Source organism: Blastococcus sp. KM273129 (assembly GCF_021698995.1).
Taxonomy (GTDB): domain Bacteria; phylum Actinomycetota; class Actinomycetes; order Mycobacteriales; family Geodermatophilaceae; genus Blastococcus.
Genome location: NZ_SSXB01000015.1, coordinates 12,382 through 37,735, shown reverse-complemented (window position 1 = coordinate 37,735; position 25,354 = coordinate 12,382). Strand labels below are relative to the sequence as shown.

The following is a 25,354-nucleotide window of genomic DNA, read 5'->3' as shown; positions in this document are numbered from 1 at the left end:
TCCCCAATAGCCGCTACAGGGGCCTTTGTGCGGGCCCGTTGGCCGCTGGTTTGCCGGACCGTGAAGCTGCGCCTCGACTGCCTCGCCTGAACGGCCGGTCTTGGACACAGTTAGACAGGCTCGACGGCACCAGGACAGAGCAGGACGCACCGCGTGCACTGTGCGGGGTGTAACTGACAACGATCGCGCAAATACGAGAGGCTCTTGTCGTGACTATCACTGTCTCTCGTGGCCACTCCACGACCGTGATCGAGCGCGAGACCTTCGTAGCGCTGATCGAGAACTCCTGGCAGCGAGAGGCGAAGGAATACCTGAAGGCGCTCGAAGCATCGCGCATCTCGTTCACCAAGCTGGTGAGTCTCGGGCGGAGCGCGGAGATTCCGTACACGCTGTTCTTCGCACCAGTCGACGTCGTGGAGGCGCAACTCAAGCGGAGGCAGGAAGTTCTGCTACGTGGGGTCAGCAAGGGCACCTTCTCGCTCAACTCTCGCGGCACGGTGCTTCTCGCCGACGTCGAGCTCATCGTGAAGGACATCTTGCGCAAGCAGGAGTTGCTGAAAGGGCTGGACCCGGCGCTCCCTGACAACGCCTTCGTGAGTGCGCTGCGACGGTCCCGGCGGACCGTGAAGGATGACGCTGACTGGCTGATCGCCCAGCTCGGCGTCGATCGCTCCTACCTGCTGCGCGTTAAGACCAAAGAACGCGCCTTTGAGCACCTTCTCGACTGCCTGGAGGAGCACAACATCTTCGTGTCCCAGAGCATGCGAAACTACATGCCGCAGGCTATTCCAAAGCGGGCGCGGTTCAGCGGCATCTGCATCCGGGACAAGAAGGTGCCCTTCCTGTTCGTCAACAACGGCGAGCACCGCGACAGCCTGGAGCCTGCGGGCCGGCGATTCCTCACGCTAGCGCTGCTCACTGTGTGTCTTGCTCGGGGCAAGTTCAAGCCCGTCGCCTACTCGGACCAGTCCGACGATCCGATCGACAACCGTGAGTACGAGATCGCCGAGGAGATGCTGATGCCGGCAGCGTCGGTGGCTGGTCTCGGGGTGTCCTCCCTGGGCGACGTCAAGGCGCACGCGAACACCTACTGCGTGACACCCAGCGCGTTTCTGATGCGAGCACGACGGCTCGGCCTCCTCGACGCTGCCACGGCTCGCGACTACATGGCCATCCTTCGCGAGGACTTTCGGAACCGGCCAAAGACGCAGGCGCGACAGCCGAAGCCGGTGAACGCGCTGCGCAAGTACAACAGCGCGGAGTACTCCCGATCTTTGTTGAAACAGATGGACGCCAAGCGACTGCCTGCCTCGGAGATCACCAGGGTGTTGTTCCAGAACCGAAAATCCGTTTCCCTGAACGAGTACAGGGCGACCCTGTAATGATCGACCGCTACCTGGTGGACACGGTGACCTTGTCGAGGATGACGGACAACCAAAGGGCATCGGCGTTCATGCACAACAGGTGTCGGATCCCGGAGGAGATCATCTACGAGGCCCGGGGACTGCACGACGTCGAGATGCTCAAGCCGCTCATCTACGCGATCACAACGACTGTCCTTGAGAACGTAAAGGTCGTGCTGGCGACGATCAAGGCGGGAGACAAGGTAGTCGACTTGTACCGCAACGAGGGCAATGGCGACGTGATGCTGCTGGCAACCGCTCTCACCGAGATGTCGGTCAGCGCGGGGCAGCTGATCGGGGACCGCTGGATCATCGCCACGGGAGACAAGGGGCTCACTAAGAAAGCCGTCGAACTGGGCGTGCTCACTTGCACACCGGACCAGTTCATCACGCTCGTCCGACAGTTTGGATGAGGGATGCGCTGCTGTCGTCCGCAACCCATACGGCAGCGGCGGCTACAGCCGCGAAGAGGAGGGGCGGAGCCTGGCCGAGAAGAGTGACACAGCTCAGGGGGCAAGTCGTCATGGGCTGCCCCCAGTCATATCGCCGGTCGAACTCTGTCGACGCCGCTTGAAGACTTGCCCCTAGCAACGGTCGAAAACCGACCCCTACTCGCCCCCTACTCGGGACTTTGGCTCGAGCCGACCTGGGGAGGGGAGGTGCTGTCCGTGGAGGAGTGGACAGAGATCCGCTGGCTGGATCGGGCCAAGGGGACCCCGCGGTTGGCGGGGTCGAGCCGCGGATCCGGGAGCTGCTGCAGGCGGTTTCCGCGATGTCCGCGACGGTGATCGCCGAGCGGATCGGCTGGACCAACCGGGAACGCCGGGTCGATCGACCGGTCGGAATCCGGCGCGGGGTGAGAGCCCCCAGGCGCCAGGTTGGCGCCGAGTGCGGTGAGGTCCTCGACCGAAGCCCAGCCTCGGTGCACGTTCCGCTAGTCGATCTCTGGCGCTACGAGAGCCCACTCGTCCGGGCGGGGCAACCCTGTCCTGCCGCTCTGTCGGGCAAGATGCGAAGCGTGACGGGGACTATCCACGCTGTCCTGGATCGCCTGCGCAGCGAATCGCTGGACGAGCGGGACAAGGGCAGCAGGTTCGAGCGACTGATCCGGGCCTACCTGACCTCCGACCCCGAATGGACGTCGCGGTTCTCCGACGTCTGGCTGTGGTCGGACTGGCCCGAGCGCGCCGGCCGGCCGGACACCGGCATCGATCTGGTCGCCGCGAACGCCGACGACGGCGGGCTCACCGCCATCCAGTGCAAGTTCTACGGATCTGATCGCACGGTCGCCAAGGCCGACATCGACTCATTCATCAGCGCCTCCGCGCATTCCCGCTTCACCCGGCGGATCGTGTTCGACACCGCTGCCGCCTGGTCGGCCAACGCTGAGGAGACGCTGGCCGATGGGGTGGCCCAGCGGGTCGACATCGGCTACCTCGCCGACGCGGCCATTGACTGGGGCCAGTTCTCCTGGACGACGCCGGAGATCGTCGTCCCGACCGGCAAGAAGGCGCTGCGCCGGCACCAGCAGAAGGCGCTGGACGACGTCCGCGCCGGGCTCGCCGAGCACGACCGGGGCCAGCTGGTGATGGCCTGCGGCACCGGGAAGACCTTCACCAGCCTGCGGATCGCCGAGGACCTGGTCGGCGCGGGCGGCACCGTGCTGTTTCTGGTGCCGAGCATCCAGCTGCTGAGCCAGAGCCTGCGGGAGTGGATGGCCAACGCCGAGGTGGACATCGCGCCGTACGCGGTCTGCTCCGACGTCCGGGTCGGACGTCGAACGCCGTCCGACGACGCGGACCAGCTCCCGATCGACCTGACCGAGCCAGCCTCGACCGACCCGCAGACCCTGCTGACCCGCTTTGAGAGAGGCGAGAAGGCCGCCGGGCGCATGCGGGTGGTCTTCTCCACCTACCAGTCGATCGAAGTGGTGATCCAGGCCCAGGAGCGGGGCCTGCCGAGCTTCGACCTGGTCGTCTGCGACGAGGCGCACCGCACCACCGGCGTCACCATCGCGGACGGCGACGAGTCGACGTTCGTCCGGGTGCACGACGCCGATGCGCTGAAGGCCACCAAGCGCCTGTACATGACCGCGACCCCACGGGTGTTCGGCGAGGAGGTCAAGCGCAAGGCGACCGATGCCGACGCGGTCCTGGCTGACATGGGCGACGTCGAGGTCTTCGGCCCCGAGCTACACCGGCTTGGCTTCGGGCAGGCGGTCGAGGCCGACCTGCTCACCGATTACAAGGTGCTGGTGCTCGCGGTCGACGAGAAGTACGTCGCGGAGAACTTCCAGCAGGCCATGGCCAACTCCGGGGAGATCCCGCTCGACCAGGCCGCCAAGCTCATCGGCTGCTGGAACGGCCTGGCGAAGAACTTCGGGCCGGCGTCGGTGGACGACGGTGCCGCCGTCGACCGGGCGCCGATGCGGACGGCGGTGGCCTTCGCCCAGCACATCAAGGCGTCCAAGGCCGCGGCCGCGGCGTTCCCCGACCTGTCCGAACGGGCGCAGATCGACGCCCCCGAGGACCGGCCGCGCCTTCGGGTCCAGGCCGCGCACGTGGACGGCACGATGGGGGTGCACGAGCGCAACACCCATCTGGCGTGGCTCAAGGAGCCCGCCCCGGACGGTGTCTGCCGCGTGCTCACCAACGCCCGCTGCCTGTCCGAGGGCGTGGACGTGCCAGCGCTGGACGCCGTCCTGTTCCTCACCCCGCGCGGCTCGCAGGTGGACGTCGTGCAGTCCGTCGGCCGGGTGATGCGCAAGGCGCCCGGCAAGGAGCTCGGCTACATCGTGCTGCCGGTGGTGGTGCCCAGCGGCATCGCCCCGGAGGAGGCGCTACGGGACAACGAGCGCTACAGGGTCGTCTGGCAGGTGCTGCAGGCGCTGCGCAGCCACGACGACCGATTCCACGCGATGGTCAACCAGATCGAGCTGAACAAGCGCAAGCCCGACACCATCGAGATCGTCACGATCACTGGCCCCACGGACGGCGACGGCGTGACCGTGCCCGACCCCGACCAGCCGGCGCGGAAGACCACCGAGCAGTTGCTCATGGAGTTCCCGGCCGACGAGTTCCGCGACGCGATGTACGCGCGGATCGTGGCCAAGGTCGGCGAGCGCCGGTACTGGGAGACCTGGGCAAGGGACATCGCCGACATCGCCGCCGCGCACGTCACCCGGATCAAGGGGCTGCTCGCCACGCCTGGACCGGCGGCCGACGAGTTCGAGCACTTCGTCGCCGGCCTGCGCGGGAACCTGAACGACTCGATCACCGATGACTCCGCGATCGACATGCTGGCACAGCACCTCATCACCCGGCCGGTGTTCGAGGCGCTGTTCGCCCACTCCAGCTTCCTGGCCGGCAACCCGGTGGCTCGGACTATGGAGAACATGCTCGCGGTGCTCGATGCGCACGCTGTAGGGGCAGAGAACGAGACGCTCGAGGGCTTCTACGACACCGTGCGCAAGCGGGTGGCCGGGGTGGACAACGCAGCAGGCAAGCAGCGGGTGCTGGTCGAGCTATACGACAAGTTCTTCGCCACCGCGTTCCCGAAGACGGTGGCCAAGCTTGGCATCGTCTACACGCCGGTGGAGATCGTCGACTTCATCCTGCGCTCTGCGGACGAGGTGCTCCGCGCGGAGTTCGGTCAGGGGCTGACCGACGAGGGCGTGCATGTGCTCGACCCGTTCACCGGCACCGGCACCTTCCTGGTGCGGTTGCTGCAGAGCGGGCTGATCGAGCCGCACGACCTGGTCCGCAAGTACGCGAACGAGCTACACGCCAACGAGATCCTGCTGCTGGCCTACTACATCGCCGCGGCCAACATCGAGACGACGTACGAGGAACTGGAGGGGACGCCGTCACCGTTCCCTGGGCTCGTTCTCACGGACAGCTTCCAGTCGTGGGAGGACGACGACCAGCAGGACATCGACGTCATGCCGGAGAACAACGAGCGGCTGGAGCGGCAGAAGCAGCTGCCCATCCAGGTAATCGTCGGCAACCCGCCCTACTCCTCGGGGCAGGACAGTGCCAACGACGACAACGCGAACGAGAAGTACCCGACCCTGGACGCCGCGATCCGGGACACCTACGCAGCACGATCGACAGCGACTAACAAGAACTCGCTCTACGACTCCTACATCCGCGCGATCAAGTGGGCAACCCTGCGCATCAAGGAGCGCGGCATCGTCGCGTTCGTGACCAACGGCGGATTCCTCGATTCGAACACCGCCGACGGCATGCGGCAGACCCTCGGTGAGGAATTCTCCGCGATTCACGTGTTCAACCTGCGCGGAAACCAGCGGACGGCGGGTGAGCAGTCGCGCCGTGAAGGTGGCAAGGTTTTCGGCGGCGGTAGCCGGGCCACGGTGGCGATCACCCTGCTGGTCAAGAAGCCTGACACCGCAGGACCGGCGACGATCCACTACACCGATGTCGGCGACTATCTGACCCGTGAGCAGAAGCTTGCTCGTGTCGCCGAAGCACGCAGCCTTGGCAACCTGGCGTCAGCCGCCATCACCCCCAACCAGCACGGAGACTGGCTGTATCAGCGAGCCGAGGACTTCGGCGCCTTCATGCCCATCGAGAAGATTTATGCGATCCAGTCTGGCGGTCTCAAGACCAACCGGGATGCATGGGTCTACAACTTTGGTAGGGGGGCTGTCGAAACATCAGTCCGGAAACTTCTAGCTAGCTACAACGACGGGCTGGTCTCGGGCAACAGGACCAAGGATTCTACCCGGATTGCGTGGAGCGGCGGCTTGGAGGCGGCTCACGCCCGCGGGCAGCAACTCAGCTTTAGCAGTCAGGCGAGTGTGCACGCCATCTATCGACCGTTCACCAAGGTGGTGTGCTATCGCGACGACGCTCTTATCGAACGCCGATACCGTATTCCGAACCTCTTTCCCGATCGGCACGCTACGAATGTCGGCGTGTACCAGGTGGGATCTGGATCCGCCGTCCCCTTCTCCGTTCTTGCCCTGGACGTAGTTCCCGACCTCCATGTCACGGGAGCAGGCTCGGGCGGTCAATTCTTCGCGCGGTGGCGGTACGAGAAGGTCGACGAGTCCGGGATGTTCGACGTCCACGACGATGGTGAGGTGGTCGACGGCTACCGGCGCATCGACAACATCACCGACGAGGCTCTGGCGGCGTTCACGGCGGCCTACACCGGCGAGTCCATCAGCAAGGATGACATCTTCGACTACGTCTACGGCCTGCTGCACTCGCCGGAGTACCGCGAGCTCTACGCCGCGGATCTGAGGAAGATGCTTCCACGCATCCCGTTCGCCGAGGATTTCCGCGCCTTCGCCGACGCAGGCAAGCAGTTGGCTGCACTGCACCTGGGCTACGAGACAGTCGAGCCGTATCCGCTGGAGGGGCTCGATGTCTCCGGTCCCGGCGGCGAGGCGGACTACGGGTTCTTCGCTGTCCGCGACAAGAAGATGGCCTTCGACAAGCCCACCCCAGAGCAGAAGGCCGCGGGACTGCGGAACGACCGGTCGGTGATCCACTACAACGAGCGGATCACCCTGCGCAGCATCCCAGAGGAGGCGTACCGCTACACGCTGGGCAGCCGCTCGGCCATCGAGTGGATCATTGACCGCTACTGGGTGAAGACCGACAAGGCGTCGGGCATCGTCAACGACCCGAACGACTGGTCCCGCGAAGTCGGCGATCCGCGCTACATCGTTGACCTGCTGGCACGCATCGTCACAGTCTCCTTGGAGACGATCAGGGTGGTGGACTCGCTGCCCCCGCTTGATGTCCGCCACGATGGGTGAACGACACGGGCCGGTCAGGCCGCGATCACGGTGCGCCGGCCGCTCTTGATGCGGCACAGGCCAGCCACGAGACGACGCTTGGCGGTCCATATATTGCTTCGCTCGCGGGCTAGCGGCCCGTGCCCCTGCACCTGCACGAAGCTGCACGACGTCGGGGTCATTCACGGCTGGGGCGTGCCTTATCCGTGCCTTAAGCACCGGCCAAAGCCGGTGATCAGCGGTCAGCAGGGGTCAGCACCGTTAAGGCACGGGAGCGGTGCAAAGGCCGCGCTGAGCTGCGGAGACGGGCATACGAGCCGGTCAGGGCGTGGAGCGGGTGACCGGGATCGAACCGGCATGGCCAGCTTGGAAGGCTGGGGCTCTACCATTGAGCTACACCCGCGTGACGGCGCGAGGGAGCGGGCTCCCTCGACATCGGAGCCGCCGGGACCGAGATCCACCGGCTGCCGAGCCGCGACGAGCGTAGCGCGCCGCCGCCGGACGACGTGGCAGCGGCCCCATGCAGGCGTCGGCTCCCAGAACCGTCGACGCTGCGGCTCCCGCGCAGGGACAGCCGCGCGGCCCGGCGATACCGTGGCGCGCATGCCCGAGAGGCCCGACCGCGCAGCCCGGTCCGCCCACAGCGATGAGCCGCAGCGGCCGGTTCCCTTCCCGGGCAACGGTGCGGTAGCGCGGGGGCCGGCGGCGGACCTCGGCGAGGTCATGGGGCAGGTCGCCCGCGCGCTGCAGGAGGAGCACGGCGACGTCGAGGCCACGTTGCAGGCGATCACCCACGCCGCGGTCGGCTCCGTGCCCGGAGCGGAGGAGAGCGGCATCACCCCCGTGGTCGACCGCCGCACGGTGGAGTCGCGGGCCCCGACCGGCGACCTGCCTCGAAGCATCGACCGCCTGCAGGAGCGGCTGGGCGAGGGGCCGTGCCTGGACGCGCTGTTCGAGCAGCGGACCGTCCGCATCGAGGACCTCCGGGAAGAGGACCGCTGGCCCCGGTTCGCCGGTGAGGCCGCCGACCTGGGCGCCCGCAGCATGCTGTCGTTCCAGCTGTTCGTCACCGGCAGCACCGTGGGGGCGCTCAACCTCTACTCGTCGCGGCCCGGCGCCTTCGGCGAGGAGTCCGAGTCGGTGGGGCTGGTGTTCGCCAGCCACGCCGCGGTGGCCCTCGTCAGCGCGCAGCACGAGCAGCACCTGCGGACCGCGCTCGCCAGCCGCGACCTGATCGGTCAGGCGAAGGGCATCCTGATGAACCAGTTCAAGCTCACCGGTGACCAGGCCTTCCAGGTCCTGGTGCGGGCGTCCTCGCACACCAACCGCAAGCTCGTCGACATCGCCGAGGAGCTGAGCGAGACCGGCGTCCTGCCGACCCCGTCCCGGGACTGAGCGAGCGGACGGGCACTCCGGCGGGGACGCTCGTCCCGCGGCGCCGCGCCCGCCGGCAGGTGCGCCGCCCAGGCCCGGCAGTCCAGGCAACGGGCTGCCGGGCCGCCCCGCTCAGCCGGCCGGCTCGGCGGCCGCGGGCTGGGGGAGGAGCCGGTGCAGCACGTCGGCCATGGTGACCACGCCGAGCACCGAACCGGCCTCGGTGACGACGGCGAGGTGGTTCCGCGTCTCGCGCATCGCCGCGAGGGCCGCCCACACGGTGGTGCCGGCGTCCAGGTCGAACACCGGGCGGGCGAACCCGGCCGCCGGGGTGCCGGGCGCGGAGGCGAGGGTGTCGCGTACGTGCACCACACCGGTCAGCCGGGCCCGGGTCCCGAGCAGGATGCGCAGGTGGCCGCTCCGCCGGGTGGCCTCCCGCACCGCCTCCACGGTCGCGTCCGCCGGCACCGAGACGAGCGGCGCCTCGGGGGTGACGAGCTCCCGGACGGTCATGCGCTCCAGCTCCAGGGCGCCGGAGATCTGCGTGGAGAAGCCGGCGTCCAGCGCACCGACGTTGGCGGAGTGCTCCACCAGGTGGCGCAGCGCATCGGGGCTGTGCCCGACGGCGAGCTCGTCGGCCGGCTCCACCCCGACCGAGCGGACGAGCCGGTTGGCCATGGTGTTGAGGAGGCGCAGCAGGGGCCGGAACACCGCCATGAACGCCCGCATCGGCGCCGCCAGCAGCGTGGCCGAGCGCTCGGGGTGCGCGATCGCCCACGACTTCGGCGCCATCTCGCCGACCACGAGGTGGATGAACGTGATCACCAGCAGCGCCAGCACGAAGCCGGCGACGTCGGCGGCGACCAGCGGCAGTCCCCACGACTCGAACAGCGGGGTGAGCCAGTGGTGCACCGCCGGCTTGCTGATCGCGCCCAGGGCCAGGGTGGCGGCGGTGATGCCCAGCTGCGAACCGGCCAGCAGCAGGGTCAGCTCCGAGGAGTTGCGCAGCGCCGCGCGGGCCGACCGGCTGCCGGGCGCAGCCTCCTCCAGCCGGTGGCGCTTGGCGGCCAGCGCGGCGAACTCCACCGCGACGAAGAACGCCGACAGCGCCACGATCACCACGGTCGCGGTGAGGACCACCCACGGGTTCTCGCTCATCGGGCCTCCTCCGGGGCGGTGGCGCCGGCGCGGTCGGGCAGCTCCAGGCGGACGCGCGAGGGCACGTGCCGCTCCACGTCGAGCACCTCCACGTGCAGGTGCCGTGGGGCGGGCCGGTCGGCGTGCACCAGATCCGCCGGGTCCGGCGGCAGCTCGATGGTCAGCCGGTCGCCCGGCTCGGGCAGGGCGCCGGCCGCGGTGATGACCAGCCCGGCGATCGTCTCGTGGTGGCCGTCGGGCAGGTCGACGCCGAGCGCCCGCTCCACCTCGTCGACGTGCACGTCACCGGCCATCTCCCACACGCCGTCGCCCACGACCGGCACGTACTCCGGGCGCTCGTCGTCGTGCTCGTCGGTGATCTCGCCGACGAGCTCCTCGGCGAGGTCCTCGAGGGTGACGACGCCGGCGAAGCCGCCGTACTCGTCGATGGCACAGGCCATCTTCTCGCCGCCCTCCGCGAGCCGGCGGAGCGCGTCGGGCAGCGGGGTGAACGTGGAGACGACCGGGCACTCCCGGGCGATCGTCGTCACCCGCGCGGTGTCCGGCTCGGGTGTGGCCAGCAGGTCGGCCAGGTGCACCACGCCGACGACGTCACCGGTGCCGGCCTCCAGCACCGGGTAGCGCGAGTGCCCGTGGGTCATCAGGGCGCGCAGGTCGCCCAGGGTGATGGTGTCCTGGACGGTGTCCACGCGCGGGCGCGGGATCATCGCGTGCTCCACGTCGCGGTCGGGGAAGTCGAGGATGCGGTCGACCAGCATCGAGAGCTCCGCCGGCAGGTTCCCGCTGTCGCGGGACTCCTCGACGATGTGCTCCAGGTCCCGGGCGGTGGCGGCGTGCTCCACGTCGTGCACCGGCTCGATCCGCAGCGCCCGCAGCAGCAGGTTGGACGCCTGGTCGAACACCCAGATCAGCCAGCCGAAGACCTTGAGGTACACCACCGTCGAGGCGGCCAGCCACCGGGCGACCGGCTCCGGGCGGGAGATGGCCAGGTTCTTCGGGAAGAGCTCCCCGAACAGCATCTGCACGACCGTGGAGAAGAGCAGTGCCAGCACCGCGCCGATGCCGACGCCGACCGCCGTCGGTATGCCGACGCCTCCCAGCAGCGCCCCCAGGGACTCGCCGATGAGCGGCTCGGCGACGTAGCCGACCAGCAGCCCGGTGACCGTGATCCCCAATTGGGCGCCCGACAGCATGAACGACGTCCGGCGGGTGACGTCCAGCGCCCGCTTCGCGGCGGCGTCACCGCCCGCTGCGCGCGCACCGAGGGTCGCCCGGTCGACCGCCATGTAGGCGAACTCCTGGGCCACGAAGTAGCCCGTGACGGCCGTGATCGCCAGCACGACGAGCACCCCGAGCAGGAGCGAGAGCACTTCGGTCACCGGCCGCGCACCCCCTCACCGGAACGGAGGGGCGCGGCCTGGGGACTGTGGTAGGGGCTCATGGCTCTCTTCGGAGGAGGACGGGGGCGGTCGCCCCGCAGACCAACGAGGCGGCGGTGTGCAGTGTTCCTTCCCGGTACCCCGGTTGCGGTGTGCAACCCCGGATGGCCTGTTGCAAGATGTTTGCAATAACCTCGGCGGCGGCATGGCGCGCACCGGGTGCGGCACGCCGTCGGAGCGGAGGGGATCACGTGCGCGCACGGCGGGGAGCGGTCCGGAACGCGCTGGCCGTCGGCGCGTCGGCGGTCCTGGTCGCCGGCTGCGGCGCCGCCACCCGCGGGGCCGGGACGGCCGCCGGATCGACTGCGCCCACCGAGCTGCGGCTGGCGATCGGTGGTGAGCCGGACGACGGCTACGACCCGACGCTCGGCTGGGGGCGGTACGGCTCGCCGCTGTTCCAGTCGACCCTGCTGGCGCGGGACGCGGACCTCGACGTCGTCCCGGACCTGGCCACCGACTGGTCGGTCAGCGAGGACGGCCTGGTGTGGACCGTCGACCTCCGCACCGACGCCCGCTTCACCGACGGCGAGCCGGTCACCGCCGACGACGTCGCCTACACCTTCACGACGGCGAGCGAGAGCGGCGGCCTGACCGACGTCACCGCGCTGGCCGAGGCCGTCGCCGTCGACGAGGACACCGTCGAGCTGCGGTTGGAGCGGCCGCAGAGCACCTTCGTCAACCGGCTGGTCTCGCTGGGCATCGTCCCGGAGCACGCGCACGGCCCGGACTACGCCCGCAACCCGGTCGGCTCGGGGCCCTACACCTTCGTGCAGTGGGACGAGGGGCAGCAGCTCATCGTCGAGCGCAACGACGGCTACTACGGCGAGCAGCCGGCCTTCGAGCGGCTGGTCTTCCAGTTCACCGGCGAGGACACCTCCCTGGCCGCCGCGGCCGCGGGGCAGGTCGACATGGCGGCCGTCCCCGCGCAGCTGGCGACCAGCCAGGTCCCGGGCATGGAGCTGGTCGCGGTCCGGTCCGTCGACAACCGCGGGATCATGTTCCCCTTCGTGCCCGACGAGGGGCGGACCACCGAGGACGGGCAGCCGATCGGCGACGACGTCACCTCCGACCGCGCCGTGCGCCAGGCGGTCAACGTCGCCGTGGACCGCGCCGCGCTCGTCGACGGCGTCCTGGAGGGCTACGGCACGCCGGCGACCGGGCCGGTCGACGGGCTGCCCTGGGACGAGCCTGCCGCGGCGGTCACCGACGCCGACACCGCCGAGGCCGAGCGGCTGCTGGAGGCGGCCGGCTGGGTCGACGCCGACGGCGACGGCGTGCGGGAGCGCGACGGCGTCCCGGCCGCGTTCAGCCTGCTCTACCCGGCCGACGACTCGCTGCGGCAGGCGCTCGCCCTCGCCGTCACCGACATGCTCGCCCCGGTGGGCATCGAGGTCACCCCGGACGGCGCGAGCTGGGACGTCATCGAGCAGCGGCTGCACTCCGACGCGGTCCTCTTCGGCTGGGGCAGCCTCGACCCGACCGAGATGTACAACCTCTACTCGTCGACCCAGGCCGGCGTCGAGTACTGGAACCCCGGCTACTACGCGAGCTCCGAGGTCGACGCGCACCTGGAGGCGGCGATGACCGCCCCCGACCAGGAGGCCGCGATCCCGCACTGGCAGGCGGCCCAGCACGACGGCGAGGGCGCCGGGTTCGGCCCGCAGGGGGATGCCGCCTGGGCCTGGCTGGTCAACCTCGAGCACACCTACTTCGTCGACGAGTGCCTCGACCTCGGCAGCCCGCGGATCGAGCCGCACGGCCACGGCTGGCCGGTCACCGCGGGGATCGCGGACTGGCAGTGGAGCTGCTGAGCCGGGCGACGCGGTGGCTGGCCGGCCGGCTGGTGCGGCTGGCCCTGCTGCTGGTCGCGGTCGCCACCGCGTCGTTCGCGCTGGTGGTGCACTCGCCGGTCGACCCCGTGGACGCCTACGTCGGCGGGGACATCGCCGCCGTCGGCCCCGAGCAGCGGGCGCTGATCGCCGAGCGCTGGGGGCTCGACGAGCCACCGGTCGAGCGCTTCCTCGCCTGGGCGGGGCAGCTCGCGCAGGGGGACCTGGGGCGGTCCCTGACGTTCAACCAGCCGGTCGCCGACGTCATCGGGGAGCGCTTCCTCGCCAGCCTCGCGCTCATGGCCACCGCCTGGCTGCTCTCCGGGCTCGCCGGGTTCGCGCTCGGGGTGCTCGCCGGTGCCCGGCAGGGCACGTTCACCGACCGGGCGATCTGCTGGTGGGCCTACACCCTGGCCTCGGCGCCGACCTTCTGGGTCGGCCTGCTGCTGCTCTACGTCTTCTCGGTGCAGCTGGGCTGGACGCCGGTGTGCTGCGCGGTCCCGGTCGGCACCCTGGCCGAGGACGTCACCCTGCTCGACCGGCTGCACCACCTGGTGCTGCCGGCGGTCACCCTCTCGGTCGTGGGCGTCGCCCCGGTCGTGCTGCACACCCGGCACGCCGTCGTCGAGGCGCTGGCGAGCGACTACGTCGCCTTCGCCCGCGCGCAGGGGGAGTCGGCGACCGGCGTCGTGCTGCACCGCGTGCTGCGCAACGCCGCGGCCCCCGCGGTGCTGCTCCAGTTCAGCTCCCTCGGTGAGCTCTTCGGCGGCGCGGTCCTCGCCGAGCAGGTCTTCTCCTACCCGGGCCTCGGTGCCGCGACGACCGCCGCCGCCCTCGGGCAGGACGTCCCGCTGCTGCTGGGCATCGTCCTGTCCACCACCGTCTTCGTCTTCGTCGGCAACCAGGTCGGTGACCTCGTGCACGCCCGGCTCGACCCCCGGGTGTCGGCCGATCTCGCCGCCGCCCGGCGCGCCCGGCGTGGCCTGCGCGGTCCGGTCGCCGCACCCCGCCCGCCGGCAACCGGTGCGCTGCCCCCTCAGGAGCAGGTGCCGCCCTCCCCGGCCGGGCAGGGGGTGCGATGAGCACCGCCGCCGATCCCGCCCTCCGGACCGGGTTCCTGGGGGACCGGCGCCGCCGGACGCTCGCCTGGGTCGGGCTCTCGCTGCTGGTCGTGCTCGGCGTCTTCGTCGCCGGGGGCCTGGCGGACGACGCCGCCTCGACCACCGCGCTCGCCGACCGCAACCTCGGCCCGTCGGCCGCCCACCCGTTCGGCACCGACCCGCTCGGTCGCGACCTGCTGGCCCGGGTGCTGGCGGGGCTGCGGCTCAGCCTGGTGGTCGGGACGACGGCGGCGCTGATCTCCGCCGTCATCGCGCTGCTGCTCGCCTCCGTCGCAGCGGTGTTCGGCGGCGTCGTCGACCGGGTGGTGAGCTGGCTGGTCGACCTCTTCCTCGCCCTGCCGCACCTGGTCCTGCTCATCCTGCTGGCCTTCGTCCTCGGCGGGGGCACGCAGGCCGCGGTGATCGCCGTCGCCCTCACCCACTGGCCGACGCTCACCCGTGTGCTGCGCGGCCGGGCGCGGGAGATCGTCTCCTCCGACCACGTCGGCGTCTCCCGGCAGCTCGGCCACGGCCGCGGCTGGATCGCCCGCCACCACCTCGCCGGGCACCTGACCGGCCACTTCCTCGTGGGCGCCGTCCTGCTCTTCCCGCACGCGATCCTGCACGAGGCGGCGCTGTCCTTCCTGGGTCTGGGCGTCGACCCGGGGGAGCCCTCGATCGGGGTGCTGCTGGCCGAGTCCATGCGCTATCTCAGCGCCGGCGCCTGGTGGCTCGCCGTGCTGCCCGGGCTGTGCCTGCTGGTCGTGGTGAAGCTCGTCGACACGATCGGCGAGAACACCCGGGCGCTGCTGGACCCGCGGAGCGCCCACCTGTGAGCCCGTTGCTGGAGGTGCGCGACCTCGAGGTGGATTTCGTGCAGTACGAGCGCGGGCTGCGCCGCCGCACGGTGGCTGCGCTCTCCGGCATGGACCTCACCGTGGCGGCGGGCGAGGTGGTGGCGCTGGTCGGGGCCAGCGGAGCCGGGAAGTCGCTGCTCGCGCACGCCGTCCTGGGGCTGCTGCCGCCGAACGCGGTCGAGCGCGGGACGGTGGCCTACGACGGCGTGGACCTCGACCCCGACGGGCGCCGCCGGCTGGCCGGGCGCGGCCTCGCGCTGCTGCCGCAGTCGGTGGCCTTCCTCGACCCGCTGAGCCGGGTGGGCCGGCAGGTGCGGCGCTCGGCGCGGCTGGCCGGGCACCCCGACCCGCGGCGGGCCGCGGAGGAGGCGCTGGCCCGCCGGGGGCTGGGGCCCGAGGTGCTGCGGCTGCACCCGCACGAGCTCTCCGGCGGCATGGCCCGGCGGGTGCTGGTCGCGATGGCGACGATGAGCCGGCCGCGGGTGCTGATCGCCGACGAGCCGACCACGGGCCTCCCGGCCGCCGGTGTCACCAGCACGCTCGCCGAGTTCCGGGCGATGGCCGACGACGACTGCGCGGTCGTGCTCATCACCCACGAGCTGGTGGCCGCGCTCGCCGTCGCCGACCGGGTGGTCATCGTCCGCGACGGCCGCACCGTCGACGTCGCCGACCCGCGCGCCTTCACCGGCGACGGGGCCGCTCTGCAGCACCCGTACACCCGGTCGCTCTGGCAGGCGCTGCCCGCCAACGGCTTCCGGGTGCCGGCGGAGGCGCTGACCTGATGCTGCACGCCGCCGACGTGTGGTTCCGCTACGGTGCCGCGCAGCCGTGGGTCCTCGCCGGGGTGGACCTGCGGGTCGAGGCCGGGGAGGTCGTGGGGCTGTGCGGCCCGAGCGGCGGGGGCAAGAGCACGCTCGGCCGGGTGCTGGCCGGGTTCGCCACCCCCGTCCGCGGCCGGGTGACCGTCGACGGCGCCGTCCCGCGGGCCCGGCGCGCCCCGCACCCGGTGCAGCTCGTGCTCCAGCACCCCGAGCGCGCGATGGACCCGCGCTGGACGGTGCGGCGGGTGCTCGCGGCCACCGGTGCGTCCGAGGGCGACGTCGCCGCGCTGGACCGGCGGCTGGTCGACCCGGCCTGGCTGGACCGCCACCCGCACGAGATCAGCGGCGGCGAGCTGCAGCGGGTCGACCTGGCGCGGGCGCTGCTGGCCCGGCCGCGCTACCTCGTCGCCGACGAGATCACCGCGAGCGTCGACGCCGTCACCCAGGCCGCCATCTGGCACCTGCTGCTGGAGCACTGCCGCGCCGCCGGCATCGGGCTGCTGGCGATCTCGCACGACCGCCCGCTGCTCGACGCGGTCGCGTCCCGCGTCGTCGACTGGGCGCCGGTGGACGTCTGATCACCCCCGCGCACCCGTGCTGGGGCGACCGGCAGGCGGTCACGGGTGCCCGCGGTCCCCGTCGCGGTCGACCGCACCGGTCACGAGGCGCTGCTGCTCGACCTCGGCACGGACGGCGGCCAGGTCGCCGGCCGAGCGCAGCGCGTGCGCCAGCGCGCCGGCGCTGTCGGCGCGGGCGGCGCGCGCGAGGGCGTCGATCAGCTCCCGCAGCGCGCCGTCCCGCTCGCCGTGGTGCACCAGCCGGGCGACGTCGTTGACCGTGCTGCGCACGTCCTGCACCAGCAGGGGGAGCTGGCGCACGGTGTAGCCGACCAGCACCGCGACGTCGAAGGGCAGACGGGCGAGCGCCGCGGCCGCGGGCAGCACGCCGAACCCGGGCGGCGGCGGGGGAGTGGCCGGGCCGAGGCCGTCGTCGTCGATCGCCACTGCGAGGTCTCCGTCCGTGGGGCACGCTCCGGCGGCCCGGTGGCCCGGGTCCGCGCGTTCCCGGCAGGCTATCGGCGGGTGTCACCGCGCGCGGCTCGGACCGGGGTTCAGGGCGCCGGGGCGAGTGCTTCCACGGCCGGGAGGAAGACCTGCTCGCGGTGGACGTCGGCGCGGTCGGGGCTGGTCGTCAGCTGCACCAGCACCAGGCCGTCCGGACCGTCCGCGAGCGCCAGCTCGACGCTCTGCCCGAGGTCGTCCAGCCGGTAGAGCTGCCAGGTGGAGGACTCCGTCGACAGCTCGCCGACCGGTTGCGGCGGCTCGGCCAGGCTCAGCTGCACGCCGACCTGCTGGAGCAGCTGGTCCGCGGTGGCGCCGGGCACCACCTGCTGGACCAGCGAGACCAGGGCCGACTCCTGCCACACCCCGGGGACCACCTTGGTCCAGCCGTCGGGCCGCACGCCCCGCAGGCCCAGCTGCTCGTCCTCGAACGACGTCATCTCGACGTCGACGTCGTCCGCCGTGAAGGCCGGTGCCGCGATGTCGTCGACGCAGTCCGTCGCCGGCTCGCTGCGGGGATCGTCCAGGAAGTCGGTGGCGATCCGGACGGCGCAGTCGTGGCTGGGCAGGGCGCCGTGCCCGGTGAAGGGGAACTCCACGAAGGAGCCGGCGGACAGCCCCGCGGCGATCTCCTCCCCCCAGCGCGGCGGCGTGATGGGGTCCAGGATGCCCGCGAGCACCAGCGCGGGGACGTCGCTGGTCACCGGGTCGTCCGCCCCCGGGCCCGGCTCCCCGGCGTCCCACGAGGAGCAGACGTCGAAGACACCCGGGCCCAGGGTCGGCGCGCCCTCGAAGAACCCCTCGACCAGCGGGTGCTCGGCGGCTGCCTCGGCCGCCTCCTCCCGGGAGCCGAAGGGGACCTCCTCCTGGCACTGGACGGCCAGCTGCTGGCCGAGGCTGACCAGGTCCAGCTGCTGGGTGAGGGCGCCGAGGAGCAGCCCGATCGTGCCGTACTGGCCGTCGTCGGCCGCGGCGATGATCTCCGGCAGGTGCGCCAGCAGCTCGGTCGAGTACAGGGTCTGGAAGAGGAAGCCCACGAGGGAGTCCCCGTCGAGCTCGTCCTCGATGCGCTGCCCGTTCGCCGGGTCGACCACGGTGATCGGCGCCGGCGAGGCGTTCAGCTCGTCGACCAGGGCCCGGAACCTCGGCTCGAGGTCGGGGTACCGCGCGGCGCACCCCGCGTCGTCGGCGCACGTCGCGAACAGGGCGTCCATGGCGCGGACGGCGTTGCCCGGCGTCTCCTCGTAGAGGTCGGCGTCCACGGGGTACGCGGCGTCCAGCACCACCGACCGGATGCCCTCCGGGTGGTCGCGCAGGGCCGCCTGCGCCAGCCGGGTGCCGTAGGAGATCCCGTACAGGTTCCACTCGTCGTAGCCGAGGGCGACCCGCAGGTCCTCCAGGTCCGCGGCGGAGGCGGCGCTGTTGTAGTCGGAGAAGTCGACCCCCTCGTCGACCAGGCGCTGCCGGCACTCCTCCAGCGACCCGACTGCCTGCGCCTCCAGCTCCTCCGGCGGGAGGTCCGAGCCCAGCGACTCCCGCACCCACGAGCTGTACTCGTCGCAGGCCAGCGACGGCTCGGTGAGCCCGGTGCCGCGCTGGTCCACGAGCACGAGGTCGCGGTTCGCGGTGAGCGGCTCGTAGAGCTGGCCGAACGCCTGCGGCACGAGCTCCAGGGTGCTCTGACCCGGTCCTCCCGACAGGTAGACGACCGGGTCCTCGGCCGGGCTGCCGGAGTCGCTGCGGACGACGGCGAACGCCAGCTGGATCTCCCCGGCGTCGGGGTCGTCGCGGTCGGCCGGGACGGGCAGCGTTCCGCACTCGACGTCCACGCCCGCCGGCACGTCGAACCCGCATGCGCCCATGTCGACCTCGCCGGCCGTCGCCGAGGGGGAGGCGTCGACGGCCGTGGCGTCGTCCTCACCGCTGCTCGTGCACGCGCCGACGGTGAGCAGGGGGATCAGGAGCACTGCTGCTCGACGACTGGTCATGGGCCCTCTCCGCGTGCACCGGGGTGTCGTGCCGGACCCGCGCCGGGGCGTCGCCCGCCCGCTCACGGGCACCGGCGCGGGGGTCCACCCCATCATCGACGGCTGGTGGGAGCGGCACATGTCGGTCCCGTGGAGCCTGATCGGCGGCCGGGGCGGGTGAACGGTCCGCCCCGTCGTCCCGGGGGCCGCCTGGGCAGCGGCTAGCGTGCGGCGTGTGACCGACACCACCTGGATGGACGCCACCGCGCAGGCCGAGCTGGTCCGCACCGGCCGGGCCACGCCCGCGGAGCTCGTCGACGCCGCGATCGAGCGGATCGAACGGGTGAACCCGCGGCTGGACGCGGTGGTCCGCGAGCGGTTCGACGCCGCCCGCGCCGAGGCCGCCGGCGACCTGCCCGACGGCCCCTTCCGCGGCGTGCCGATCCTGCTCAAGGACCTCGGCTGCCACGTCGCCGGCGAGGCCACCCACTACGGCACCTCCTTCCTGCGCGACGCCGACGTCCGCTGGCGTGTCGACAGCCACCTCGCCACCCGCTTCCGCGCCGCGGGGTTCGTCGTCCTCGGCCGCACCAACGTGCCGGAGTTCGGGACCACGATCACCACGGAGCCGGCGGCGCACCCGCCGGCCCGCAACCCGTACGACACCGGTCGCTCCGCCGGCGGCTCCAGCGGCGGATCGGCCGTCGCGGTCGCCGCCGGGCTGGTCCCGGTCGCGCACGCCAGCGACGGCGGCGGCTCGATCCGCATCCCTGCGGCGGAGTGCGGCCTCGTCGGGCTCAAGCCCACGCGGGCCCGGGTCAGCCAGGGGCCGGAGGTGGGGGAGAGCTGGGCCGGCGCGACCACCGACGGCGTCGTCACCCGCACGGTGCGCGACACCGCCGCCGTCCTCGACGCGATCAGCGGCCCGATGCCCGGCGACCCCTACGCCGCCCCGCCGCTGCCCCGCCCGCTCGCCGAGGAGGTCGGTGCCCCGGTGGGCCGGCTCCGCGTCGGGCTGCTGGACGCCGAGCCGGGGGAGCAGTACCTGGACCACCCCGCGTGCCGGGCGGCGGTCGAGCGCACCGGCCGGCTGCTCGCCGACCTCGGCTGCGACGTGGAGCCGGGGACGCCGGGGGCGATGTTCGACCCGGAGTTCCCGCGCTGGTTCACCACGACCATCGCGGCGGACGTGGCGCTCACCCTCTCGGCCTTCGAGCGGTCCCTCGGCCGGCCGATCGAGGACGGGGAGCTGGAACCGCGCAACCGGGTGTACCGGGCCGTGGGGCGCAGGCTCTCGGCCGAGAAGTACCTCGGGGCGCGCACCTGGCTGGGCACCTGGAGCCGCCGGATGGCGCAGTGGTGGGCGCCGCGGGAGCTCGGTGGCGAGGGGTTCGACCTCCTGGTCACGCCGACCATCGCCGCGCCCCCGCCGGAGCTCGGCTGGTTCACCGCGGCCGGCGAGAAGGAGGAGGGACGGCGGATCAACAGCCTCATGCCCTACACCTCCCAGTTCAACGTCACCGGCCAGCCGGCGGTCAGCCTGCCGCTGCACCGGACCGAGCAGGGGCTGCCCGTCGGCGTCCAGCTCGTCGCCGCCGTCGGGCGGGAGGACCTGCTCGTCCGCGTGGCCGCCGCCCTGGAGGGTGCGGCGCCGTGGGCCGGGCAGCGGCCGCCGGTGTCGGCGTGAGCGGGCGCCTGCACCGCGGCGGTGACCCGCGTGCCCTGACGACCGCGCCCGCCCGGCCGGCCGCCGGTCCGCCTAGACTCGTGCGGCCACGGGGTGTGGCGCAGCTTGGTAGCGCACCCGCTTTGGGAGCGGGGGGCCGTGGGTTCAAATCCCGCCACCCCGACCGTGCCCCGACGTCTCTAGACTCGGGGGTCGACCCGGCGTCCCGAGTCCGCCCGGGCGCCTGCACACCACTGTCTCACCGAGGAGCACTGCCGCTGTGAAGAGCACCATCGAGGAACTGGGCCCCACGCGGGTCCGGATGGCGATCGAGGTGCCGTGGGGGGACCTGGACCACGCCTTCGGTGAGGTCTACAAGGAGCTGGGCAAGCAGGTCCGCGTCCCCGGGTTCCGCCCCGGCAAGGTCCCCAACCGCGTGCTCGACCAGCGCCTCGGCCGCCCCGTCGTCCTGGAGCAGGTCGTCCAGCACGCCGTCCCGGAGATCTACTCCGAGGTCATCCGCGAGAACCAGGTCCGCGTCCTGGGCCAGCCCGACATCGAGGTCACCCGCCTCGACGACAACGACACCCTCGCCTTCACCGCCGAGGTCGACGTCGCCCCGCAGCTCGAGCTGCCGGCGCTGGACTCCCTGGCCGTGACCGTCGACGACGTCGAGGTCACCGACGAGGAGATCGACCAGCAGATCTCCGTCATGCGCGAGCGCTTCGGCATGCTCACCGGCGTCGAGCGCGCCGCCCAGGACGGCGACTTCGTCTCCATCGACCTCGAGGCCAAGCTCGACGGCGAGGTCCTGGAGGACGGTTCCACCACGGGCATGTCGTACGAGGTCGGCTCGGGCAACCTGATGGAGGGTCTCGACGACGCCGTCCGCGGCCTCTCCGCCGACGAGTCGAAGACCTTCCAGACCGCGCTCCTCTCCGGCCCCGACGCCGGCCAGCTGGCCGACGTCACCGTCACCGTCCGCTCGGTGAAGGAGAAGGAGCTGCCGGAGCTCGACGACGAGTTCGCGCAGACCGCCAGCGAGTTCGACACCCTCGAGGAGCTGCGGGAGGACGCCCGCACCCGGCTGGCCCGCACCAAGGTGATCCAGCAGGGCGCGCAGGCGCGCGACAAGCTGGTCGAGCACCTCATCGAGACCATCGAGGTGCCGGTGCCGGAGAACCTGGTCGAGCGCGAGGTGCAGTGGCGCAACCAGGCCTTCGAGCGCGAGCTCGCCCAGGCCGGCATGGACTGGGACGCCTTCCTGCAGATGTCGGGCGTGGAGAGCCGCGAGGACTACGAGGCCGACCAGCGCACCAACGTCGAGCAGGCGGTCAAGACGCAGTTCATCCTCGACGCCATCGCCGACGCCCGTGAGGTCACCGTCGGCAACGACGACCTGTCGGCGCAGATCATGGCGCAGGCGCAGCGCAACCGGATGAGCCCGGAGCAGTTCGCCCAGCAGTTGCAGCAGAGCGGCAACATCGCCGAGTTCGTCGCCGACGTCCGGCGCACCAAGACCCTCGCGCAGCTGCTCGAGCAGACGACGATCACCGACGAGTCGGGCCGGACCGTCGACCTCGACGCCCTGCGGCCGAAGACGGTCCAGGCGGCCGCCGAGGAGACCCCCGCCGGGGACACCGAGGAGGCCCCGGTCGAGGCCGAGGAGATCGGCGTCCAGGCCGTCGCCACGGAGGCCGCCGAAGGGGCGACCGAGGACACCGAGGACGTCACCAAGGCCTGAGAAAGGACCCCGTCCCCCTCACCCCTCGCACGCTCGGGGTGAGCCTCTGGACGGGACCGCCCTCCGCGGCGACGCCGTCCTGCCCATCCGGGCGGGGCGGCGTCGTCGCCGTTCCGGGGTCGTCGCTGCGCCGACGGCGAACACCGCCGCCACGGGGACTGTCCCGTCGCAGGTGCGCGTTAGGGTCGACAGGACTCAGGCGATCGCCGGGGGATACCTCTCCCGGCAGGCCGTTCCGGGCCCCGCACCACACCGAGACCGACTGCCACGACACGCGTCCTACGGAGGTCACCGCACCCGTGAGCACCACCGACCCGAACCTGGCCAGCGCGCCGCTGCTGCGCGCCAACGGCGGGGGGATGAACCTCGGCGACTCGGTCTACGAGCGCCTGCTGCGCGAGCGCATCATCTTCCTGGGCACCCAGGTCGACGACGTCATCGCCAACCAGCTGGCCGCCCAGATGCTCCTGCTGTCCGCGGAGGACCCGAAGCGGGACATCCACCTCTACATCAACTCGCCCGGCGGCTCGGTCAGCGCCGGCATGGCCATCTACGACACGATGCAGTTCATCGACTGCGACGTCGCCACCTACGGCATGGGCCTGGCCGCCTCGATGGGCCAGTTCCTGCTCACCGCCGGCACCAAGGGCAAGCGCTACGCCCTGCCCCACGCGCGGATCATGATGCACCAGCCCTCGGCCGGCGTCGGCGGCACCGCGGCCGACATCGCGATCCAGGCCGACCTGTTCCGCCGCACCAAGCGGGAGCTCAACGAGCTGCAGTCATTCCACACCGGTCAGAGCGTCGAGCAGATCGAGAAGGACGCCGACCGCGACCGCTGGTTCACCGCGCAGGAGGCGCTCGAGTACGGCTTCGTCGACCACGTCGTCAGCCGTGCCGCGATGACCGACAGCGCCAACCCGGTCTCCGACAACTGAGCGCCCGAGGACACAGACACATGAGCTTCCAGATGCCCTCCAGCCGGTACATCCTGCCTTCCTTCGTGGAGCGCACGAGCTACGGCATGAAGGAGTCCAACCCGTACAACAAGCTCTTCGAGGAGCGCATCATCTTCCTCGGGGTGCAGATCGACGACGCGTCGGCGAACGACGTGATGGCGCAGCTCATCACCCTCGAGTCGGCCGACCCGGACCGCGACATCACCATCTACATCAACTCGCCCGGTGGCTCCTTCACCTCGCTGATGGCCATCTACGACACGATGATGTTCGTCCGGCCCGACATCCAGACCGTCTGCATGGGTCAGGCCGCCTCGGCCGCGGCCGTCCTGCTCGCCGCCGGGACGCCGGGCAAGCGGCTGGCGCTGCCGTACTCCCGCGTGCTGATCCACCAGCCCTCCGGAGAGGCCGGCGGTCAGGTCTCCGACCTGGAGATCCACGCCGCCGAGATCCAGCGGGTGCGCACGCAGATGGAGGAGATCCTGGCGCGGCACACCGGCCGGACCGCCGACCAGGTCCGCGCCGACATCGACCGCGACAAGATCCTCACCGCTCCGGAGGCCAAGGAGTACGGGATCGTCGACCAGGTGATCCAGAGCCGGAAGCTGAACGCCCTCCCGACTGCCTGATCCGGTACGGGCCGGGGGCGCGCGAGGCGCGTGTTCGGCCCGTACCGTCGGGGGTCCGAGGGCACGACGGGACAGAAGAGGAACGGCCTCGGGTCATCCGGGTGAGTCATTGCCCGGACCGGCCGGAGGCGGCGGGTAGGTTCGGCGAACGCCCGATCCCCGGCCCGCACCGCCGGGAGGAGAGCCTCGCGGGGCAGCCTGCCAGCGGGGTCGAGCAGGGGCAGAAGACAAGCAAGCAGGGTCCAACCCGCGGGTACCTGACACCAGGACCGGCGACTGTCGAGGTGGAGGTCAGCAGGTGGCACGAATCGGTGAGAGCGGTGACCTGCTCAAGTGCTCGTTCTGCGGCAAGAGCCAGAAGCAGGTCAAGAAGCTCATCGCTGGCCCCGGGGTCTACATCTGCGACGAGTGCATCGACCTCTGCAACGAGATCATCGAGGAAGAGCTCTCGGAGTCGTCGGACCTGAAGTTCGACGAGCTGCCCAAGCCCAAGGAGATCCACGACTTCCTCGACCAGTACGTCATCGGCCAGGACAAGGCCAAGCGGACGCTCTCGGTCGCCGTCTACAACCACTACAAGCGGATCCAGGCCGGCGGTGACCGCGCCTCCCGCGAGGACGCCGTCGAGCTGGCGAAGTCCAACATCCTGCTGATCGGCCCCACCGGCTGCGGCAAGACCCACCTCGCCCAGACGCTGGCGCGGATGCTCAACGTCCCGTTCGCCATCGCCGATGCCACGGCGCTGACCGAGGCCGGCTACGTCGGTGAGGACGTCGAGAACATCCTGCTCAAGCTGATCCAGGCCGCCGACTACGACGTCAAGCGGGCCGAGACCGGCATCATCTACATCGACGAGGTCGACAAGATCGCCCGCAAGAGCGAGAACCCGTCGATCACGCGCGACGTCTCCGGCGAGGGCGTGCAGCAGGCGCTGCTGAAGATCCTCGAGGGGACGACGGCGTCGGTGCCGCCGCAGGGTGGGCGCAAGCACCCGCACCAGGAGTTCATCCAGATCGACACCACCAACGTGCTGTTCATCGTGGGTGGCGCGTTCGCCGGCCTGGAGCAGGTCATCGAGGCCCGCGCCGGCAAGCAGGGGATCGGCTTCGCCGGCGAGGTCCGCGGCAAGCAGGAGATCGAGGACGCCAACGCCTTCGCCGAGGTTATGCCCGAGGACCTGCTGAAGTTCGGCATGATCCCCGAGTTCATCGGCCGGCTCCCGGTGATCACCAGCGTGCGCAAGCTCGACCGCCAGGCCCTGATCAACATCCTGACCGAGCCGAAGAACGCCCTGGTGCGCCAGTACCGGAAGCTGTTCGAGCTCGACGGCGTGGAGCTGGAGTTCACCGACGACGCGCTCGAGGCGGTCGCGGACCAGGCGATCCTCCGCGGCACCGGCGCCCGCGGGCTCCGGGCGATCATGGAGGAGGTGCTCCAGTCGGTGATGTACGACGTCCCGAGCCGGGACGACGTCGCCTCCGTGGTGATCACCAAGGAGGTCGTGCTGGAGCACGTGAACCCGACCATCGTGCCGCGCAAGCCGACCCGAGCCCCCCGCGAGAAGTCGGCGTGAGCCACAG

At 71.3% G+C, this 25,354-nt stretch carries 19 protein-coding genes and 2 tRNA genes; 16 read left to right on the top strand and 5 right to left on the bottom strand.

Going from position 1 to position 25,354, the window contains the following annotated elements:
- The first annotated feature begins 245 nt into the window (after nt 1-245).
- From E9565_RS06815 to E9565_RS06800, 3 genes are all read left to right on the top strand, one after another.
- A complete protein-coding gene (locus E9565_RS06815) occupies nt 246-1,382 on the top strand; it encodes a hypothetical protein (protein WP_236834381.1) in 1,137 nt (378 codons plus the stop codon).
- Nucleotides 1,382-1,816: a hypothetical protein gene (locus E9565_RS06810; protein ID WP_236834380.1), complete on the top strand. Its 435-nt coding sequence runs from the start codon at nt 1,382-1,384 to the stop codon at nt 1,814-1,816. Before E9565_RS06815 ends, E9565_RS06810 begins: the two co-directional genes overlap by 1 nt.
- A gap of 605 nt (nt 1,817-2,421) precedes the next feature.
- On the top strand, nt 2,422-7,191 hold the full coding sequence (locus tag E9565_RS06800) for a type ISP restriction/modification enzyme (protein ID WP_236834398.1): 4,770 nt from the start codon (nt 2,422-2,424) through the stop codon (nt 7,189-7,191).
- Between the two features lie 308 nt (nt 7,192-7,499).
- Here E9565_RS06800 and E9565_RS06795 read toward each other — a convergent pair.
- Nucleotides 7,500-7,573: transfer RNA gene (locus tag E9565_RS06795), tRNA-Gly, on the bottom strand.
- Between the two features lie 200 nt (nt 7,574-7,773).
- Between E9565_RS06795 and E9565_RS06790 the strand changes: the two genes are divergently transcribed.
- Complete coding sequence (locus E9565_RS06790) at nt 7,774-8,565, top strand: GAF and ANTAR domain-containing protein (RefSeq protein ID WP_236834379.1); 792 nt, start codon at nt 7,774-7,776, stop codon at nt 8,563-8,565.
- Between the two features lie 111 nt (nt 8,566-8,676).
- Here the strand turns inward: E9565_RS06790 and E9565_RS06785 are convergent, their stop codons facing one another.
- Together E9565_RS06785 and E9565_RS06780 are read right to left on the bottom strand one after the other, a co-directional pair.
- A complete protein-coding gene (locus E9565_RS06785) occupies nt 8,677-9,702 on the bottom strand; it encodes a hemolysin family protein (RefSeq protein ID WP_236825399.1) in 1,026 nt (341 codons plus the stop codon).
- Nucleotides 9,699-11,081, bottom strand: a complete 1,383-nt coding sequence (locus E9565_RS06780; RefSeq protein ID WP_236834378.1) for a hemolysin family protein — start codon at nt 11,079-11,081, stop codon at nt 9,699-9,701. Before E9565_RS06780 ends, E9565_RS06785 begins: the two co-directional genes overlap by 4 nt.
- A 251-nt stretch (nt 11,082-11,332) precedes the next feature.
- Here E9565_RS06780 and E9565_RS06775 point away from each other — a divergent pair, with 251 nt between their 5' ends.
- From E9565_RS06775 to E9565_RS06755, 5 genes are read left to right on the top strand one after another with little or no spacing between them, the layout of a single operon-like run.
- Nucleotides 11,333-12,952: an ABC transporter substrate-binding protein gene (locus E9565_RS06775; RefSeq protein WP_236834377.1), complete on the top strand. Its 1,620-nt coding sequence runs from the start codon at nt 11,333-11,335 to the stop codon at nt 12,950-12,952.
- Nucleotides 12,940-14,052 (top strand): ABC transporter permease, encoded by a 1,113-nt coding sequence (locus E9565_RS06770; protein ID WP_236825396.1) that lies wholly within the window; start codon nt 12,940-12,942, stop codon nt 14,050-14,052. Before E9565_RS06775 ends, E9565_RS06770 begins: the two co-directional genes overlap by 13 nt.
- A complete protein-coding gene (locus E9565_RS06765; RefSeq protein WP_236834376.1) occupies nt 14,049-14,906 on the top strand; it encodes an ABC transporter permease in 858 nt (285 codons plus the stop codon). The genes E9565_RS06770 and E9565_RS06765 overlap by 4 nt, the downstream gene beginning before the upstream one ends.
- Nucleotides 14,903-15,709: an ATP-binding cassette domain-containing protein gene (locus tag E9565_RS06760; RefSeq protein WP_236834375.1), complete on the top strand. Its 807-nt coding sequence runs from the start codon at nt 14,903-14,905 to the stop codon at nt 15,707-15,709. Before E9565_RS06765 ends, E9565_RS06760 begins: the two co-directional genes overlap by 4 nt.
- Nucleotides 15,709-16,326 (top strand): ABC transporter ATP-binding protein, encoded by a 618-nt coding sequence (locus E9565_RS06755; protein WP_236834374.1) that lies wholly within the window; start codon nt 15,709-15,711, stop codon nt 16,324-16,326. Before E9565_RS06760 ends, E9565_RS06755 begins: the two co-directional genes overlap by 1 nt.
- A 39-nt stretch (nt 16,327-16,365) precedes the next feature.
- Here the strand turns inward: E9565_RS06755 and E9565_RS06750 are convergent, their stop codons facing one another.
- Entirely contained in the window at nt 16,366-16,752 is a 387-nt protein-coding gene (locus tag E9565_RS06750) for a hypothetical protein (RefSeq protein WP_236825392.1), read from the bottom strand.
- 107 nt (nt 16,753-16,859) lie between these two features.
- Nucleotides 16,860-18,797 carry an alpha/beta hydrolase gene (locus E9565_RS06745; protein WP_236825391.1) on the bottom strand — a complete coding sequence of 646 codons (1,938 nt, stop codon included), beginning with the start codon at nt 18,795-18,797 and terminating at the stop codon, nt 16,860-16,862.
- On the opposite strand from E9565_RS06745, the gene E9565_RS06740 reads away from it, so the two are divergent.
- The 7 genes from E9565_RS06740 (at nt 18,796) to clpX (ending at nt 25,347) form a co-directional block, all read left to right on the top strand.
- Nucleotides 18,796-18,957 carry a hypothetical protein gene (locus E9565_RS06740; RefSeq protein WP_236825390.1) on the top strand — a complete coding sequence of 54 codons (162 nt, stop codon included), beginning with the start codon at nt 18,796-18,798 and terminating at the stop codon, nt 18,955-18,957. The genes E9565_RS06745 and E9565_RS06740 overlap by 2 nt on opposite strands.
- Nucleotides 18,958-19,011: 54 nt before the next feature.
- Nucleotides 19,012-20,463, top strand: coding sequence for an amidase (locus tag E9565_RS06735; RefSeq protein WP_236834373.1), 1,452 nt, complete (start codon nt 19,012-19,014; stop codon nt 20,461-20,463).
- Between the two features lie 89 nt (nt 20,464-20,552).
- Nucleotides 20,553-20,626, top strand: a tRNA-Pro gene (locus E9565_RS06730).
- A gap of 96 nt (nt 20,627-20,722) precedes the next feature.
- Complete coding sequence (tig, locus tag E9565_RS06725) at nt 20,723-22,186, top strand: trigger factor (RefSeq protein WP_236825388.1); 1,464 nt, start codon at nt 20,723-20,725, stop codon at nt 22,184-22,186.
- Between the two features lie 299 nt (nt 22,187-22,485).
- Nucleotides 22,486-23,124: an ATP-dependent Clp protease proteolytic subunit gene (locus tag E9565_RS06720; RefSeq protein WP_374201379.1), complete on the top strand. Its 639-nt coding sequence runs from the start codon at nt 22,486-22,488 to the stop codon at nt 23,122-23,124.
- A gap of 20 nt (nt 23,125-23,144) precedes the next feature.
- On the top strand, nt 23,145-23,774 hold the full coding sequence (locus E9565_RS06715; protein WP_236825387.1) for an ATP-dependent Clp protease proteolytic subunit: 630 nt from the start codon (nt 23,145-23,147) through the stop codon (nt 23,772-23,774).
- A gap of 298 nt (nt 23,775-24,072) precedes the next feature.
- Nucleotides 24,073-25,347: an ATP-dependent Clp protease ATP-binding subunit ClpX gene (gene clpX, locus E9565_RS06710; RefSeq protein ID WP_236825386.1), complete on the top strand. Its 1,275-nt coding sequence runs from the start codon at nt 24,073-24,075 to the stop codon at nt 25,345-25,347.
- The last annotated feature ends 7 nt before the right edge of the window (nt 25,348-25,354 follow it).

Bases quoted from the DNA above. Each gene is read 5' to 3' on its own strand.
- E9565_RS06790 (WP_236834379.1), top strand. From the start codon at position 7,774: ATGCCCGAGAGGCCCGACCGCGCAGCCCGGTCCGCCCACAGCGATGAG.
- E9565_RS06785 (WP_236825399.1), bottom strand. From the start codon at position 9,702: ATGAGCGAGAACCCGTGGGTGGTCCTCACCGCGACCGTGGTGATCGTG.
- E9565_RS06715 (WP_236825387.1), top strand. From the start codon at position 23,145: ATGAGCTTCCAGATGCCCTCCAGCCGGTACATCCTGCCTTCCTTCGTG.
- E9565_RS06745 (WP_236825391.1), bottom strand. From the start codon at position 18,797: ATGACCAGTCGTCGAGCAGCAGTGCTCCTGATCCCCCTGCTCACCGTC.
- E9565_RS06755 (WP_236834374.1), top strand. From the start codon at position 15,709: ATGCTGCACGCCGCCGACGTGTGGTTCCGCTACGGTGCCGCGCAGCCG.
- E9565_RS06765 (WP_236834376.1), top strand. From the start codon at position 14,049: ATGAGCACCGCCGCCGATCCCGCCCTCCGGACCGGGTTCCTGGGGGAC.
- E9565_RS06740 (WP_236825390.1), top strand. From the start codon at position 18,796: ATGGGCCCTCTCCGCGTGCACCGGGGTGTCGTGCCGGACCCGCGCCGG.
- E9565_RS06810 (WP_236834380.1), top strand. From the start codon at position 1,382: ATGATCGACCGCTACCTGGTGGACACGGTGACCTTGTCGAGGATGACG.